Here is a 15,746-nt window from a genome sequence, read left to right on the forward strand (position 1 = left end):
CCGAGGGGGCCGTCCGACGGGGAACTACGCGGACTTGCGGCGGCGCACCACGATCAGCGCCACGACGCCTGCGGCCAGCAGGCCGAGGCCGATCAGCAGCGGCACGAAGATCGACGCGCCGGTGTAGGCCAGGTCGTCGGTGTCCGCACCGGCGGCCGGCGGCGTGTCGGTCGTGGTGATGGTCGGCGGGACCTCGACGGACTCCGAGGGCACGGCGGTCGTGGTGGTCGGCCAGGTCGACGGCACGGTGCTGCTCGGGGACGTCTCGACCACGCCCTCCTCCCAGTCCGCGGTCGCCTTCGCCTTGACCGACACGTCGCCGGACTTCGCCACGACCAGCGACTGGGTCTTGTCGTTCTTGTCCACGCTCACGAACAGCCGGCCCTGGTTGACGGGCGCGCTCGCCTCGACGGTGAACTCGACCTTGCCGGCCTTGGCACCCGCCGGGACCTTCAGGTAGACGTCCTTGGCGGTCACCGGCGAGCCGAGGTCCTTGCCGTCGGCGTCGGTGAACTTCACGCCGTCGGGCAGCGCGGCCTTCAGCAGGACCTGGGACGCGCTCGTGGTCAGCGTGAACGGGCCGATCGGCTTGTCGCCCGCCTTGCCGTGCAGCGACTCCGGCTTGATCTCCAGGGTCGGCTTCGGCTGCTGCTCGTCACCCTCGTTCTTGGCGCTCGTCAGGTAGTCGTAGACGGCCTTGACGTTCGCGTCGACGGTCGGGTCGTCGTCGGCGGTCGGGTTCTTGGTCGACAGGTTCGCGCCGTCGCTGTAGTGCCAGATCGCGGCCTGCGTCGCGGCGATGACCTCGCGCTTGGTGACCTTCTTGCCGGCCTCGTCGCCGACCTTGGCGAAGTCGACCGACGGGTAGCTGTGGTGCAGGATCCAGTTGACGTACTTGGCGTTGTCCTTGAACTTCGTCGTCGCGTTCGGGTGCTGGTCCCACGGCACCTCGTGCAGCGGCGTGCCGTTCACCAGCTGGGTCGGCAGCTCGACGCAGTAGGTCTGGACGACGTTCTTGGCGCCGTTCTCGATGACGTACAGGGCGATCAGGTTCGCGTCGACGGCGGCGTCGTCCGGGTCGTCGTGACCCTCGAGCCAGACGTTGATGCCCTCTTCGTGGTACTTGGCGAAGTCCGCGTCGGACCGCTCGATCGGCACGACCTTGACCGGGTCCGCGAGGGCGGGAAGGGCGGCGGTCGTCAGCACGACGGAGGCGCCGAGGACCGCAGCCCCCACGCGCTTCAAGGTCAACCGGGGTGCCATGTGTCTCCTAAGGCTTCGCGAGTAGCCCGATGTGGTGAAGGCGGCGGTTCCTGTCGTTCGGCGGGCTGCTGAAACCAGAAAGCGCCTGCACCAAACCGACAGGAATCGGCGCGACCTTAGCCGATCGGGTTACCCACGAACGAGAACGGGATATACCGTGCGTATCGGCGCGCTGAGCAGCCGGAAGGCCAGGTCGACCGTCCACAGTGGATGATCGAACCGGCCCGGCGGTGACGCGCTGTGCAGCGATTCGACTCCACACCGTTACGGAACGGTGATCACGCGACCAGGTCGGCGGGCAGCGCGGGCCGGATGTCGCCCGGCCGCAGCGACGTGCCGGGCAGGCACAGGTCCCTCGCGGTCGGCGGGCTGCCGGTCAGGATCCACCTCACCAGCGCGGCCAGCTGGTAGGAGACCAGCGGCGGCACGGCGTCGCCCAGGTGCCGGTAGGCGTTGCCGATCACCGACACGTCGAACCGGAACCGCTGCGGGAAACCCTGGAGCAGCGCCATCTCCCGGACCGTGCACAGCCGGTGCTGGTCGGGGTGGGCGTACCGGCCGTTGCCGACGTGGCCGCACTCGCGCTTGATCGTCCTGGCGGGCTCGTCCCACCACATCCGGCCGTACACGTCGGGGTGCGAACCCCACTTGCCCGCGTCGATGATCTTGCGCTGCGCCGGGTTCAGCAGGTCCTCGGACGCGCCGACGAGGTCGCCCCACGACCCGCCGTCGGCCGGGATCGCCCGCATCCGCTCCAGCGACTTGTCGCGCCGGAACGACGGCGACACGTGCATCGGGTCGTCCGGGTGCGCGAGGCCCGCCTCGACGGGCGGCAGCTTGCCGATCGCGCGCCGCACGGTCACCGCCGCGTCGCGCACCTCCCAGCCGTGCCACAGGTCGTCCAGCGTGCGCAGCGGCACCCCCGTGTCGACCGCGACGACCATCGCCCGCTCCCGCAGTTGCGGCAACCCGAACCTGGACAGCATGTGCTTGCGCGCGTCCACCTCGTACCCGAGCGCGATCAGCTGGTCGGCCAACCCCTCGAGGTGGTGGCGCTGCTTGCCCTTCACCAGCTCGCGCGCGTTCTCCAGCAGCACCACCCGCGGCCGGAACTCCTCGGCGTACGCGGCGACCCGGCCGACCAGCGAGTTCCGCGGGTCGTCGCGCAGGTGGTTGGCCGGGCTGATCCGGGTGAAACCGGAGCACGGCGGGCACGCCACCAGCACGTCCAGCTCGCCCCGCCGCAGGTTCCAGACCTGGCGCAACACCGAGGGGTCGAGCCGGCCGAGGTCGACCTGGAGCGGGTCGACGCCGATGTTCTCGCGGTAGGTCCCGTTGCAGCGCAACGAACCCAGCCGGGACGAGGGCTTGCCGATCTGCGCGTCCGCCGCGCCGACGACGGTGAAGTCGCGGTGCGCCTGGAAGCCGAGGCTCATCCCACCGGCGCCGGAGAACAGGTCCACGACCTTGAAAGTGGGAGCGCGCACAGCGGTGATCGTACGACCTGTCGTAGCTTGCCCCGCATGGAGTTGCCACCCACCTGGCACAGACCGGACCCGTTGCGCGGCTTGGCGAAGGCGCCGTGGACCGGGCTGGACCGCGGCGCCGGCGTCGACGACCTGCTGCGTCGTGCCGCGAGCGGCGACCTCGACGCGTGTTCCGCGCTGGACGCGAGGCTGCTCGAGGACGACACGGTGTCCGAGGCGAGCGCGTGGGCCGCGCCGTTCCTGGCCGAGGTCGGAGCGTCGTACAAGGTGCCCGGGGCGTCCCGCGATCGGGTGATCTTCCTGCTCGCCCGACTGGCGTTGGCGAGCGCCGGGTTCACCGCCGGCGGCCGCCGCACCCGCCGGCGGTGGAACCCGCTCGGCCGGGAGCTGCCGCGGCTCGCGCCGGACTGGATCACCCAGACCCGGTACGCGGTCGCCAAGGCCGCGCCGGGCGTCTTCGAGGCGCTGGCGGGCGCGGAGGTGGCGTGCTCGATGGCGTTGGCGATCGCGGTGCCCGAGGTCGTGCCGGCGCACATCGTGGACGTGGCGCACGGGATCGCGTTCGGCGGCACGTGCCCGCCGCTGCTGGGGGAGGCCGCGGCCGTGGTGCTGCACCTGACCCGCGGCGCGGACACCGACGCCGCGCGGGTGCGCGCGACCGCCCGCGCGCACCCGGAAGTGCTGCGGGAGCTGGAGGAGGGCGCGTTCCCGCCCTACCAGCCGGCCGAGGTGACGCTCCAGCTGATCGGGTCGCGGTTCGCCTTCCTGGCCGCGTACGGCGAACCGGACGGCGACTAGCGGGCCGGTGGGGAGTGCCGCGCGGGCACTCCCCCGGTCAGGCCGTGACGGCGGTCGGCTCGGCGACCGGCGCGAGGATCGCGGGCTCGTCGTCCTCGATCGGGATGGCGGGCTCCAGGGGGCCCATCGCGGTGCCCCACTCCTGGTCGGCCAGCGCGAACGCGGCCACCGTGAGCGCGACGACCGGCCGGCCGGGCACCAGCTCGTCGGCCACGAAGTCCAGCTCCAGCCGGGCGCCCAGCGGTGACGGGCGCAGCCGCAGCGCGCCGTGCGGGGTCTCCTCCGGGTGCGCGAACCGGCACGACCACTCGGTGAACACGACCGGCCGCTCCACGACCTCGGTCGGGTTGACCGCGCGGACGTTCGCGCCGACCGAGCCGTGCCGGTAGGCGTCGGCCGAGGCGACCAGCAGCTCCTCGAACTCGATCGAGGAGACGCCGAGGTCGTGGCCCGCGACCAGGGCGACCTGCACCAGGGCCAGCGGCAGCTGCGGGACGGCGTCCTCGAAGCACACCATCGCGCCGCCGTACCGGGTGTTGATCTCGGTGGGCAGGAAGCCGTCGGCGGTCGCGATGCCGTCCAGGGTGAACGTGCCGCGGTAGTCGACGGACTCCCGGAGGCGCTCGCCGACCCGGCGGGCCAGGTTGCGCATCTCCTCGCGGATGTGGGCGGGCGGGTCGTAGTACGACGCGCAGCCCGCGTACAGGAACCGGGCCTGGCCCGCGCGCCGCGGCACGACCATCTCGATCGGGCGCAGCACGGCGGTGCCGTCCGGGAACACGATCCCGTGCACGCTGACCGGGATGCCCTCCAGGAACGGCATCACGCGGACGAAGTCGCACTTGGGCGCCAGCACCTCGAAGGCCTCCAGGGCCTCCTCGCGGCCGCGCACCCGGCGCACGAAGTTCGCGCCGCCGTTGATCGCCGGACCGTCGCCGGACCACACCACGCCGGCGCCCTTGTCGAGCTGCTCGGTGGCCGCCCACAGCGCCTCGAAGTCCAGGTCCAGCACCACGGCGGGCGCGCGGGGCGCGGACAGCTCGTCCCACAGCGCGTCGATCGTGGTCTTGTTCTCCAGCTCGACCCACTCGGGGCGGCGGGCGTTGAGCACCGGCCGGCCCGCGAACTCGGGCGTGTGCACGTAAGGCGTGCTGATGACCAGCGCCTCGCCCTCCGGGTCGAACTCGCGCAGGACCTCGCGGACCTTGCGGTTCGGCGACGTGAGCAGCTTCGTCAGGCGGTTCTGCTCGACCGCGACGAAGCCGCCCGCGATGCCCAGCGGCACCCAGCGCGCTCTCTCGGAGTCGTAGAGCGGCGCGTGATCGTCCGTGGACAGCACGAGCGTGTGACGGGCGCCCAACTGGTGCAGCTCGCCGACGCGACTACTCAACCGAGTACCGCCCGCGAGCACGACCAGCCGGTCGCCGAACAACGTGCCGAGGCGCTCGGTGAGCGCGGAAAGGACATGATCCATCGCCGAGAACTCGCTTTGTAGAGAAGCAGACGAGACAACTGGCGAGCGCCAGTGCCACGCACTGTAGAGGCAGGCGAGCGGGATGTCCCAGCACGGTCGGGCAACGACCGGATGAAACTTGCCGATGGGGTCGCGGCCGACCCCGCGAGATCATCGAGCGGCGTCGCGAAGCACCTGGTCAACCCGGCTCAGGAAAGCCCGGGCTCCCTTGGACTTGGGGAACGGGATGGTGAGCCCGAGGAGGGTGTCCTCCACGGACGTGGGAGCGGCGGCGGCGACGATCGCCGCGGCGGCCTCCAGGAACCGCTGCCGCTTGGCCTCCAGCACGGCGTGCTCGGCGAGCGGGCCGTCGATGGTCCGGGGCGTGGCTGGGTGCGGGTAACTCACTTGGGTTGTATCGGCGACCCCGCACCGCACCTTTAGGGTCAATTTTCCACGAATCACTTCACCAAGATCGGGGCTTGACCCACCCGTTCGGGAGAACGCCGGTAGGCCGGGCGGACACTGCCCGGCCTCCGTCCGGACGCCCGGGTGCCGGGGTGGTGGGATGGGCCGCATGCGGGTTCTGGTGACCGGGTGGCGGGGGTACGTCGGGCGGGCCGTGGAGGCCGAGGCGGTCGGCGCCGGGATCGAGGTGGTCCGGTTCGCGGGCGACGTCCGCGACGAGGCCGCGGTGCGGGCGGGCGTGCGTGGCGTGGACGGCGTGGTGCACCTCGGCGGGTTGGCGCGGGTGCGCGAGTCGGTCGAGCGGGCCCGCGAGTACTTCGACGTGAACGTCGGCGGAACGCTGAACCTGTTGCGGCACGGGGTGGAGCGGTTCGTGTTCGCGTCCACGGGCAGCGTGTACGGCGGTGGCGGCGTGCTGGACGAGGACAGCCCGGTGCGACCGGCGAACCCGTACGCGGCGTCGAAGCTCGCCGCCGAGGAGGCCGTGCGGTGGGTCGGGCACGGCGTGGTGCTGCGGCTGTTCAACGTGGCGGGCGGCGGCGACCGGGACGACACCAGGGTGATCACCCGGGCCTGCGGTGTCGCGGCGGGGAGGCTGCCCGGCATGGACGTCTACGGCGACGGCACGGCGGTGCGCGACTTCGTGCACGTGCGCGACGTGGCACGGGCGTTCGTGCACGTGCTCGCGACCGGCGACGGCGTCTACAACGTCGGCGCGACGTCGGCGAGCGTGGCCGACGTGCTCGCCTCGGTCGCCCGGGTCAGCGGCCGCGAGGTGCCGGCCACCCGAAAACCCGCCAACCCGGGGGAAATCCCCGAGCTCCGCGCCGACACGTCCCGGTTGCGCGCGACCGGCTGGCGGCCGCGCGACTCGGCCCTGGACGACGTGGTCCGGGACCAGTGGCTCACCGAACCCGGCGCCTGACCACCAGCAGCAGCCCGCCCGCGACCACCAGCAGCGCGCCCGCGGCGGGCAGCCACCCGAGGTCCGCGCCGGTCGAGGCCAACCCGCCCTGGTCCGGGACCGCGTAGGCCTGCTCCGAGGTGGTGACCGGCGCGGAGGTCCAGCTGTCGGCGGAGGTCGGCGGCTCCTCGACGGACGTGCCCAGCACGGCCTCGGGGGTGCCGGTCGCGGTGGTCGTCGGCTCGGCGGTGGTCGTGGTCGGCGCGGGCGTGGTCGTCGTGGTGGGCGTCGGCACCCGGTCGCACGCGGTGAACCCGTCGATCCGGATCGCCATGCCGTCGGACACGGCGGTCGCCGGCGCGGGCCACACCACCGAGGTGACGGCCGCGGCGTCGGCCTCGGCGTCGCGCGGACCGTCGGAGAACGTCAGGCGCAGCGAGGTCACCAGGTCGGCCGTGGCGTACACGCGGGTCTGCGCGCCCGTCACCGCCACGGTCACCGGCACGTCGTCCCGGAACGCCTCGACCTTCACGAAGTCCTCGTGGGTGTGCCAGATCTCGCCCTCGGTGACCGAGTCGATCTCCCCGACGGTGAAGTCCGGGATCGCCACCGGCCGGTCGAACCGGAAGGTCAGGCCGAGCGCGTCGCCCGCGGTGAGGCTGTTCATCACCAGCGTCAGCACGCCGTGGCCGAAGCCCGCCAGCGTGCCGGTGTAGGCCCGCTTCGCCCAGCCGGGCACGCCCGCCTCGCCGAAGTCGGCCAGCGGGTTCGAGTCGTCGCCGTTGCGCGACGCCGGGTCGGTCAGCGACGCCACCACGTGCAGGTCGCCGAACGTGGCGTAGGAGTCGACCACGCTGCGCGGCCACTCGAATCCCGGCGCGTCCCAGGTCACCGGCGTGCACGAGGGGTCGGACGGAGCGGCGGAGGCGGTGCCGGAGGACAGGGCGGGCAGGGCGGCGCACAGCAGGCCGACCACCGCGCCGAGGCGCCAGGAACGGGACAACGCGAACCTCCATCACATCAGGCTGCGCGTGACATCGCCCGAACGGCGCACGCGTTACGCCTGTCGAGTGACGATTCGGCTCGGCACCGAAATCCGCTGCAAGTCCTCGGCCACCACGACCTCGCCGGAGAACACCGAGGCCGCCTCCTCGTGGAACGCCGCGGGCTCGGAGTACCGCTGGGAGAAGTGGGTGAGCACCAGTTTGCGGACGCCGCACTCCTGCGCAACCCGAGCCGCCTGCCGGGCGGTGAGGTGACCGTGCTCGACCGCCAACCGCTCGTCCACGTGCAGGTACGTCGACTCGATCACCAGCAGGTCGACGCCGGCGGCCAGCTCGTAGACCCCGTCGCAGAGCCGGGTGTCCATGACGAACGCGAACTTCTGGCCCGGTCGCGGCACGCTCACCAGGTCCAGCAGGGGCGGTTCCAGCGCCCGGACCGCGGGTCCCGAGACACCGTGCGCGGCGAGCAGTTCGGGCACCATCCGGCGCCCGTCCGGTTCGACCAGGCGATACCCGAAAGAGGGAAGCGAATGGTCCAACTCACGCGCTTCCAGCGTGCCGAAGTCACCGACCGCGACCACCCCGGGTCCGGTCACCGGCTCGGCGCGCAGGTCGACCGCGTCGTAGAACGAGGAGGCGTGCCGCAGCCGCGCCCAGTACTCCTCGCCGGACGCCGGGTAGTGCGCGAACACCGGGTGCGCGCACCGGTCGAGCGACAGCCGCTGCACCACCCCCGGCACGCCGAGGCAGTGGTCACCGTGGAAGTGCGTGATCAGCAGCCGGGTCACGTCGCTCGCCGCCACGCCGGCGCGCAGCATCTGCCGCTGGGTGCCGTCGCCCGGGTCGAACAGCAACCCCTCGCGGTCCCACCGCAGCAGGTAGCCGTTGTGGTTGCGGGTGCGGGTGGGCACCTGGCTCGCGGTGCCGAGGACGACGAGTTCACGCGGGGACACGTGGCAGAGTCTGCGGCATGGAGAGCTTGCGGACGGTGGCGAACTGGCCGGTCGACCACGCGGCGGCGGCCGTCGTCGCGGCGGACGGCCGGGTGCTGGGCGAGGTCGGCGACGTGACCCGCCGGTTCCCGCTGGCGTCGGTGACGAAGCTGCTCACCGCCTACGCGGTGCTGGTCGCGGTCGAGGAGGGCGCGGTCGAGTGGGACCAGCCCGCGGGACCCGAGGGGTCGACGGTCCGGCACCTGATCGCGCACACCTCCGGCCTGGCGTTCGACTCCGAGCAGGTCCAGGCCGCGCCCGGCGCGAAGCGGATCTACTCCAACACCGGCTTCGAGGTGCTGGCCGACACGGTGCGCGCGGCGACCGGCATCGCGTTCCCGGACTACCTCGGCGAGGCCGTGCTGACGCCGCTCGGCCTGGCGTCGACCAGCCTCGACGGCTCGGCGGGCGCCGGCGCCACCTCGACCGTCGCGGACCTGGTCCGGTTCGCCGCCGAGGTGCAGCGGCCGAAGCTGGTGTCGGCGGGGCTGGTGGCCGAGGCGACCTCGGTCGTGTTCCCCGGGCTGCGCGGCGTGCTGCCGGGTTACGGGCTCCAGAAGGAGAACGACTGGGGCCTGGGCTTCGAGATCCGCGCGGCCAAGCAGCCGCACTGGACCGGCACCGCCAGCTCGGCCCGGACGGTCGGCCACTTCGGGCAGAGCGGCACGTTCCTGTGGATCGACCCCGACGCCCACGCGGCCTGCGTGACCCTGACGGACCGGGCGTTCGGCGCGTGGGCGGTCGAGGCCTGGACGCCGTTCACCGACGCCGTGCTCGCCGAACTCGGCTAAACCGGGCGGTTCACGGTCAGCAGGTCGCGGCCGGTGGTGAACCCGAGCTGGTGGTTGACCCCGATCATGTGCGCGTTGTCCGCGCCGGTCGTGGTGTGCACCCGGTCGAGCCCGGGTCGTTGCGCGACGAGAAGCCGGTACTGGTGCGCCTTCACCGCCCTTCCGAGCCCGAGACCCCGGTACCGGGCGAGCACGGCGGTGTCCCGCTGCACGGCCGAGGCCGGTCGGTGCGGCCGCACGTCCAGCTCGGTGAAGGCGACGACCTCGCCGACGGCCTCGTGCACCGCCACGACCACCCGGCGCTCGACACCCCGTTCGGCCAGTTCGGCCTCCTGCGCGCGCAGCGCCCCGGCGGACCACGTGGGCGCGCGGTAGGCCGTGCCGCCGCGCGGTGCGTCGGTCAGCGAACTCCGCGCGGCGGCGAGCGAGGCGACCAGCTCGTCGGGCGCGGCGCCGGTCCAGTGCCGGATCAGGTAACCGGCGGGCGGTCGGACGTCCCACAGCGCCGGGTCCACTTCGGTCACCACCAACGACTGGTCGACGACCTGGTGGACCGGGTGGAACCCGCGCGCGGCGGCCCACCGCTCGCCCGCGCCGTCCTTGACGACCCGGATCCCTTCCAGCACAACGCGATCGCGCTCGCGGGCGGCGGCGAGCACGGCGTCCAGCAGCGCGGTGCCCACGCCCGCGCGCCGGTGGCCCGGGTGCACCCGCACGTCGGCGAGCGCCACGCCGCGGTTCTCCACGTCGGACGGGAAGTGCGCGGAGGCGACGCCGACGACGTCCTCCTTGTGCGCCACCAGGTGCAGCACCGGACCGGCACCGCAGGCCGGTCCGGACAGTCGACCGAGGACGGCCTCCTCGGTCAGCCCGGGTAAGTCGGGTCGGTCGACGGCCCGCGCGGCGCGCAGGACCCGGGCGTACCCGGCGAGCGCGGACTCGGCGGCGGTGCTCGGGTGGAGCGGATCGATGCGCAGCACTGGAAACCCCCCGGTTGTGGCGTGCGTCCCCGCCATTCTGTCCGCTACCGGCACGTAGGGGTGCCGTCGCCGGGTGATTCCGGACCGGGTGGCATGCGGTCAGCGGGCGACGCGGACGACGGCGTGACCGCGCGCCCGTCCTTCGTGGACGTCCCGGATCGCCTGCGGCGCCTGGTCGAACGGGTAGGTGCCGCTCAGCACCGGTCGCACCGCGCCCGCCGCCACCAGGTCCCGGATCGCGACCAGGTCGTCGTGGCTGTCCCGGTGCACGACCGGGCGTGCGGTGAAACCCAGGAACGGGGCGAGGACCAGCGCGCGCAGCCACCGGTCGGTGCCCATGAAGAACTTCCCGCCCGTGCCGCCGACCATGACGACCTTGCCGCGCGGGCGGACCACGTCGCGGCACTGGCGCACCGACGGGCTGCCGTAGACGTCCAGCAGCACGTCGAAGCCGCGGCCGGTGTAGTCGAACGCGCGGTAGTCGAGCACCACGTCCGCGCCGAGCCCGGCGACCAGGTCGGCCTTCTCCTTGCCGCACAAGGCGGTCACGTGCGCGCCGACCACCTTCGCGAACTGCACCGCGTACGTGCCGACGCCGCCGGACGCGCCGGAGACCAGCACCCGGTCGCCCGCCGCCACGTGCTTGACGGCCTGGTAGGCGGTGAACGCCGCGATCGGACCGGCCGCGGCCTCGTCCAGCGTCACGTTGTCCGGCTTGCGGGCCAACTGGTTCGCGGGCACCGCCACGTACTCGGCGAACGTGCCGGCGCACCAGCCGAACACCTCGTCCCCGACCGCGAACCCGCCGCCGCCGGTCACGACCGTGCCGGACAGCTCGAGCCCGGGGAACCGGTTGCGCGGGCGTCTGAGCCCGGTGGCGGGGCGGGCGGCGTAGGGCAGGCCGCGGAACAGGTGCCAGTCGGTGCCGGTGACGGGCACCGCGTGCACCCTGACCAGCACCTCGCCGTCCCGCGGGGTCGGCCGGTCGACCTCGCGGATCTCGAACACCTCGGCGGGGTCGCCGTACCGCTCCTGGACGATGGCGCGCATCGGTCACTCCTCCGGGTACTGGAAAACGTCGGTCAACGGGACGTCGAACACCCGCGCGATGCGGAAGGCCATTTCCAGGGAGGGTGAATACCGACCCTGTTCGATGGCGATGACGGTCTGCCGGGTGACGTCCACCCGGCGGGCGAGTTCGGCCTGCGTCATCTCGCCGCGCGCGAACCGCAGCGCGCGGATGGAGTTGGTGATCCGGGTGGCCATTCACCACCCCCGGCGGTAGCCGACGAGCTTGACCGCCGTGCCGACGACCGCGGCCAGCACGTACGCCAGGTACATCGCGTTGGCGATCCAGAAGTGCGGCCGGTCGGCGAGCGCCAACCCGAACGGGCCGACCATGGCCACCCCGAGCACCACGCCGCCGACGTACTCGCCGCGCCGCCGCACCTCCCGGTCCCGCTCGTCCGCCCGGTGCCGCTCGCTGGGGCGCACGACCTCCACCAGCACCCGCAGCACGATCGCGCCGACGACGGCGATCCCCAGCGCCCACAACAGGTTCGCCACGTAGGGCGTGCCGTCGCGGAGCGGTGTCACCACCGCGTACCCGACGAAGGCGGCGACGGTGACCACCAGGTACACCCACGCGCCCTTCTCTTCGTACGACATGGCCGTCCTCCCTCGATGTCAAACAGACTTGACATGAGCGAAGGTATGGTCGGCTTGACACCATGTCAAGAGTTCTTGACATGGCCACCCGGTTGGCGGGTACCCGACCCGAGTGCCGGACGATGCGCCATTCCTCGACCGGAATTACCCGCAGAAATACGGCGTAACGGGTTCCGGGAGCACTCCGATGACACGGTCGAAGCCAATGGGAAAACACCGGGGAGGATCCGGATGGCGAACTCTTTGGAACGATTCCGCGCCGCAGTGCACAAACTGGTCCTGTTCGCCGCGGAACGCCAGGACCACCAACTCGAACTGCAATCCAGGGTCAACCTGCTCAACGACTACATCAAGTCCGGCCTCGCCGACGAGGCGTGCGACCAGTTCAGCGACCTGGTCGACCTCGTCACCACCCTCCCGGACCCACCCGCGTGGACCGGCCGCACGCTGGGCTGGGCGCAGAACCAGATCGTGGACCTCCTCCACCCGGACACCCCGACCGACCGCGCCCGCCAGGCACCGGCGCCGTCCGCACCCGCCGCGCCCACCGAGGACGACGAAACCCGCGACTGACCCCCGCGGACGGGGCGCGGCAGCCGACCACCTGCCGCGCCGCGTCCGCTACCGGCCGGGGTCCACACGCAGGTCGCCCGCCCGGACCGCGCCCTTGACCACGAGCCGCACCGGGTCGGCCTGGTAGTACCCCTCGTGGGGCTGGTTGAAGATGAGCGTGATTTCCTTGCGCAGCGAGAACACCGCGAGCACCGCGGCGCGCTTCACCGCCGACTGCTCCCACTTCTTCCTGATCGCGGCCAGCCCCCGCTCGAAGTCGCCCTTGGTCTCCGCCTCCTCCGGCACCCGGGCGAGCCCGTCGGCCTCCCGCTTCTCCAACTCGGCGGCGGCGGCCGCCGCCTCCTCGGCCTCGCGATCCCGTTTCGCCTGGATCTCCTTGAGCACGGAGTTCACCCCGTCGTAGACCTTCGGGAAGGCCTTGAGCACCATCTTGAACGCGCCGGGCGTGTAGATCAGGAGCTGCCCCGGCTCCACCCCCTCGACGTCCAGTTCGAGCGCGAGCAACGCCTCGGTCCCCTCGAAGGTCCGCAACGTCGTCGTCACCCGGTGCACTCGGGCGTCGGGGCCGTCGGCCACCACGAACACACCGGGTTGCCCGTCCACCGGCGCGAGCCGCACCGTGTACCGGTCCATCGCCCCTCCTCGTTCGAATCGATTCCCGCTGTCGCGGAATTGCACGCCGAATTCAGGCGACGCGGCGCACACCGTATCGACCGAGGGCATTCCAAAACAGACGAGGAACGACCCAGAAAAAGGACAAAAGCCGGCACCGGAATCGGTCGGACAAAGCCGGGAAAGCATCCGGATCCGCAGGGACTCCATGAGCCGTCCCGACGCACGGCAACCGGGTTCGGCCCAGCGGGTCCAGGTGACGAGGATCTCCGCGCCCGACGGCCCGGCTCCGCGCAGACGTTCGCGTGACGGAGGACCAGGCCCCGACGCAACAGGGCCCCGTTCCGATGTCGGAACGGGGCCCTGTTCTTGCTCGTGTGCGCCCGAAGGGATTCGAACCCCTAACCTTCTGATCCGTAGTCAGATGCTCTATCCGTTGAGCTACGGGCGCGTCAGTGTTCAGTTGTCACCCCAGTATAGCAGGGTGTTGCGGAGGCTCCGGGATTTGAACCCGGGATGGGCGATAAACCCAAACCGCATTAGCAGTGCGGCGCCATAGACCAGACTAGGCGAAGCCTCCCGGAGCCCTCGGCTACGACGCATAGATTACACAGGTCACCCCGGCCGAGGCAAAACGCCCCCCTCGTCACGGCATCCTGGCTGGTCAGGGCACGTGCGAGAGGGGCGTTCCCGGTGTTTACCGGGGGTTCACGGGCATGATCGTGAGGTTCGTCTCAGTGCTCGGCCAGCGCCAGGAACGGCGCCAGGGAAGTCGGGTTGCGCAGCGCGTCGCGGCTCACCGCCTTCTCCGCCGGGGTGCCGGCGAGGATCTTCTTCACCGGCACCTCGCACTTCTTGCCGTTCAGCGTCCTCGGGATCTCGTCCACCACGACGAACCGGTTCGGCACGTGGCGGGGGGACAGCTCGGTCCGCAGGGCCGATTTCAGGGCCGGCTCCAGGGATTCCAACGTCACGCCGTCCGCCAGCACCACGAAGCACAGCAGCTCGCCGTCCGCCTGGCCCGCGCCGGAGGTGTCGATCACCAGCGAGTCCTCGACGCCCTCGACGCCCTCCACGACGCGGTAGAACTCGCTGGTGCCCATCCGGACGCCGCCGCGGTTGAGGGTCGAGTCGCTGCGGCCGTAGATGACCGCCGAGCCCCGGTCGGTGATCCGGATCCAGTCGCCGTGCCGCCACACGCCCGGGAACGTGTCGAAGTACGCCTCGTGCAGCCGCGAACCGTCCTCGTCGCCCCAGAAGTGCACCGGCATGGACGGCATCGGCTTGGTCAGCACCAGTTCGCCGACCTCCTCCACCACCGGCTCGCCCGCCTCGGAGTACGCCTCGACGGCGGCGCCCAGGGCGCGGCACGACAGCTCCCCCAGCCACACCGGCAGGTCCGGCGACGCGGCGACGAAGGCGGTGCACAGGTCGGTGCCGCCGGACACCGAGGCGATCTGCACCGGACCGACGGCGGAGGAGATCCAGCGGAAGCCCTCGGGGGTCAGCGGCGCGCCCGTCGAGCCCACCACGCGCAGCTCGGCCAGGTCGTGCTCGGCGCCCGGCTCCAGGCCCTCCTTGAGGCACGACTGGATGTACGGCGCGGACGTGCCGAAGTACGTCACCCGCTCCCGGGCCGCGAGGCGCCACAGCACCGACAGGTCCGGGTGCGCCGGGCTGCCGTCGAACAGCACCACGGTGGTGCCGACCAGCAGGCCGGACACCAGGAAGTTCCACATCATCCAGCCGGTGGTGGTGAACCAGAAGAACCGGTCGCCCGGACCGAGATCGCTGTGCAGCGCCAGCATCTTCAGGTGTTCCAACAGGATCCCGCCGTGCCCCTGCACGATCCCCTTGGGCAGCCCCGTGGTGCCCGACGAGTACAGCACCCACAGCGGGTGGTCGAACGGCACCGGCTCGAACTCCAGCGGCGCGTCGGCGAAATCGGTCAGCAACGAGTCCCACGCCACCGTGCCGGGCAGCGTGCCGCCCAGGTAGTCCACCAGCACGGTGGCCGCGAGCGACGGGATCTGCTCGCGCAGCTGCTCCACGGTCGGCCGCACGTCGAAGCCGCGCCCGTTGTACCGGTACCCGTCGACGGCGACGAGCACGGTCGGCGAGATCTGGGCGAACCGGTCGGCGATGGCGCGCGCGCCGAAGTCGGGCGAGCACGACGACCAGGTGGCGCCCAGCGACGCGGCGGCCAGGAACGCGATCAGCGCCTCCGGCGAGTTCGGCACCAGGGCGACCACGCGGTCACCCCGGCCCACGCCCAGCGACCGGAACCCGGCGCGCACGGCCGCGACCCGGCGGCGCAGCTGCGCGTAGGTCAGCCGGGACGACTCGCCGTCCTCGCGGTGGAAGACCACGGCGACCTCGTCGGTGTCCCGGCGCAGCGCGTGCTCGGCGTAGTTCAGGGTGGCGCCGGGGAACCAGCGCGCGCCGGGCATCACGGCCTCGGGCAGCACCCGCTCCGGCGGCGTGTGGAACTCGACCTCGAAGAACTCCGCGATCGCGCCCCAGAACCCCTCCAGGTCCGAGGTCGACCACTCCCACAGCGACGGGTAGTCGCCGAACTCCAGGCCCTTGGTCTCGTGCAGCCAGGAGCGGAAGGCCGCCATGCGGGTGGCCGCGACCCGGTCGGGGTCGGGTCGCCACAGCAGTTCTGCCTGGCCGGCGGCGGTGCCGGCGCGCGTGTCGCTCATACCTGAAGTTCCTAGCCGAAGAACCGCCCGGGAACCACAGTTGGTCTC

General features: G+C 72.0%; 16 protein-coding genes and 2 tRNA genes. 4 read left to right on the forward strand and 14 right to left on the reverse strand.

The features are described from left to right. Positions 1–24: 24 nt before the first annotated feature. Together AB0G50_RS03790 and AB0G50_RS03795 are read right to left on the reverse strand one after the other, a co-directional pair. On the reverse strand, positions 25–1,236 hold the full coding sequence (locus AB0G50_RS03790; protein WP_360101914.1) for a thioester domain-containing protein: 1,212 nt from the start codon (positions 1,234–1,236) through the stop codon (positions 25–27). Between the two features lie 305 nt (positions 1,237–1,541). Then, positions 1,542–2,750 (reverse strand): DNA cytosine methyltransferase, encoded by a 1,209-nt coding sequence (locus AB0G50_RS03795; protein ID WP_360101916.1) that lies wholly within the window; start codon positions 2,748–2,750, stop codon positions 1,542–1,544. A 36-nt stretch (positions 2,751–2,786) separates the two neighbouring features. Between AB0G50_RS03795 and AB0G50_RS03800 the strand changes: the two genes are divergently transcribed. Continuing rightward, a complete protein-coding gene (locus AB0G50_RS03800) occupies positions 2,787–3,548 on the forward strand; it encodes a hypothetical protein (RefSeq protein WP_360101918.1) in 762 nt (253 codons plus the stop codon). Positions 3,549–3,585: 37 nt separating this feature from the next. Here the strand turns inward: AB0G50_RS03800 and AB0G50_RS03805 are convergent, their stop codons facing one another. Together AB0G50_RS03805 and AB0G50_RS03810 are read right to left on the reverse strand one after the other, a co-directional pair. Continuing rightward, positions 3,586–5,022 (reverse strand): hypothetical protein, encoded by a 1,437-nt coding sequence (locus tag AB0G50_RS03805; RefSeq protein ID WP_360101920.1) that lies wholly within the window; start codon positions 5,020–5,022, stop codon positions 3,586–3,588. A 150-nt stretch (positions 5,023–5,172) separates the two neighbouring features. Next, complete coding sequence (locus AB0G50_RS03810; protein WP_360101922.1) at positions 5,173–5,409, reverse strand: hypothetical protein; 237 nt, start codon at positions 5,407–5,409, stop codon at positions 5,173–5,175. Between the two features lie 169 nt (positions 5,410–5,578). On the opposite strand from AB0G50_RS03810, the gene AB0G50_RS03815 reads away from it, so the two are divergent. Then, on the forward strand, positions 5,579–6,394 hold the full coding sequence (locus tag AB0G50_RS03815; RefSeq protein ID WP_360101924.1) for an NAD-dependent epimerase/dehydratase family protein: 816 nt from the start codon (positions 5,579–5,581) through the stop codon (positions 6,392–6,394). Here AB0G50_RS03815 and AB0G50_RS03820 read toward each other — a convergent pair. Beyond that, complete coding sequence (locus AB0G50_RS03820; protein ID WP_360101926.1) at positions 6,375–7,376, reverse strand: LPXTG cell wall anchor domain-containing protein; 1,002 nt, start codon at positions 7,374–7,376, stop codon at positions 6,375–6,377. The genes AB0G50_RS03815 and AB0G50_RS03820 overlap by 20 nt on opposite strands. A 54-nt stretch (positions 7,377–7,430) precedes the next feature. After that, positions 7,431–8,330 carry a ribonuclease Z gene (locus tag AB0G50_RS03825; RefSeq protein WP_360101928.1) on the reverse strand — a complete coding sequence of 300 codons (900 nt, stop codon included), beginning with the start codon at positions 8,328–8,330 and terminating at the stop codon, positions 7,431–7,433. A gap of 17 nt (positions 8,331–8,347) precedes the next feature. Here AB0G50_RS03825 and AB0G50_RS03830 point away from each other — a divergent pair, with 17 nt between their 5' ends. Further along, on the forward strand, positions 8,348–9,160 hold the full coding sequence (locus AB0G50_RS03830) for a serine hydrolase domain-containing protein (RefSeq protein ID WP_360101930.1): 813 nt from the start codon (positions 8,348–8,350) through the stop codon (positions 9,158–9,160). On the opposite strand, the gene AB0G50_RS03835 is transcribed toward AB0G50_RS03830, so the two are convergent. The 4 genes from AB0G50_RS03835 to AB0G50_RS03850 all read right to left on the reverse strand — a co-directional run bounded on the left by AB0G50_RS03835 (position 9,157) and on the right by AB0G50_RS03850 (position 11,808). Next, a complete protein-coding gene (locus AB0G50_RS03835) occupies positions 9,157–10,140 on the reverse strand; it encodes a GNAT family N-acetyltransferase (protein WP_360101932.1) in 984 nt (327 codons plus the stop codon). The two genes, AB0G50_RS03830 and AB0G50_RS03835, sit on opposite strands and share 4 nt — an antisense overlap. 99 nt (positions 10,141–10,239) lie before the next feature. Next, on the reverse strand, positions 10,240–11,190 hold the full coding sequence (locus AB0G50_RS03840) for an NAD(P)-dependent alcohol dehydrogenase (protein ID WP_360101934.1): 951 nt from the start codon (positions 11,188–11,190) through the stop codon (positions 10,240–10,242). A gap of 3 nt (positions 11,191–11,193) precedes the next feature. Further along, the gene (locus AB0G50_RS03845; protein ID WP_360101936.1) at positions 11,194–11,406 is read right to left on the reverse strand and encodes a helix-turn-helix transcriptional regulator; all 213 of its coding nucleotides are present in this window, start codon (positions 11,404–11,406) and stop codon (positions 11,194–11,196) included. Continuing rightward, on the reverse strand, positions 11,407–11,808 hold the full coding sequence (locus tag AB0G50_RS03850; protein ID WP_360101938.1) for a hypothetical protein: 402 nt from the start codon (positions 11,806–11,808) through the stop codon (positions 11,407–11,409). It lies immediately after the preceding gene. A 231-nt stretch (positions 11,809–12,039) separates the two neighbouring features. Between AB0G50_RS03850 and AB0G50_RS03855 the strand changes: the two genes are divergently transcribed. Then, positions 12,040–12,381 (forward strand): hypothetical protein, encoded by a 342-nt coding sequence (locus tag AB0G50_RS03855; protein WP_360101940.1) that lies wholly within the window; start codon positions 12,040–12,042, stop codon positions 12,379–12,381. Positions 12,382–12,429: 48 nt separating this feature from the next. On the opposite strand, the gene AB0G50_RS03860 is transcribed toward AB0G50_RS03855, so the two are convergent. From AB0G50_RS03860 to AB0G50_RS03875, 4 genes are all read right to left on the reverse strand, one after another. Then, the gene (locus AB0G50_RS03860; RefSeq protein WP_360101942.1) at positions 12,430–13,014 is read right to left on the reverse strand and encodes a hypothetical protein; all 585 of its coding nucleotides are present in this window, start codon (positions 13,012–13,014) and stop codon (positions 12,430–12,432) included. A gap of 357 nt (positions 13,015–13,371) precedes the next feature. Next, a tRNA-Arg gene (locus AB0G50_RS03865) sits at positions 13,372–13,444 on the reverse strand. Between the two features lie 39 nt (positions 13,445–13,483). Further along, positions 13,484–13,573, reverse strand: a tRNA-Ser gene (locus tag AB0G50_RS03870). 154 nt (positions 13,574–13,727) lie between these two features. Beyond that, the gene (locus tag AB0G50_RS03875; RefSeq protein ID WP_360101944.1) at positions 13,728–15,698 is read right to left on the reverse strand and encodes an acetoacetate--CoA ligase; all 1,971 of its coding nucleotides are present in this window, start codon (positions 15,696–15,698) and stop codon (positions 13,728–13,730) included. Positions 15,699–15,746: the final 48 nt, after the last annotated feature.

The sequence above is a fragment of the Actinosynnema sp. NPDC020468 genome (genome assembly GCF_040642015.1).
GTDB lineage: Bacteria > Actinomycetota > Actinomycetes > Mycobacteriales > Pseudonocardiaceae > Actinosynnema.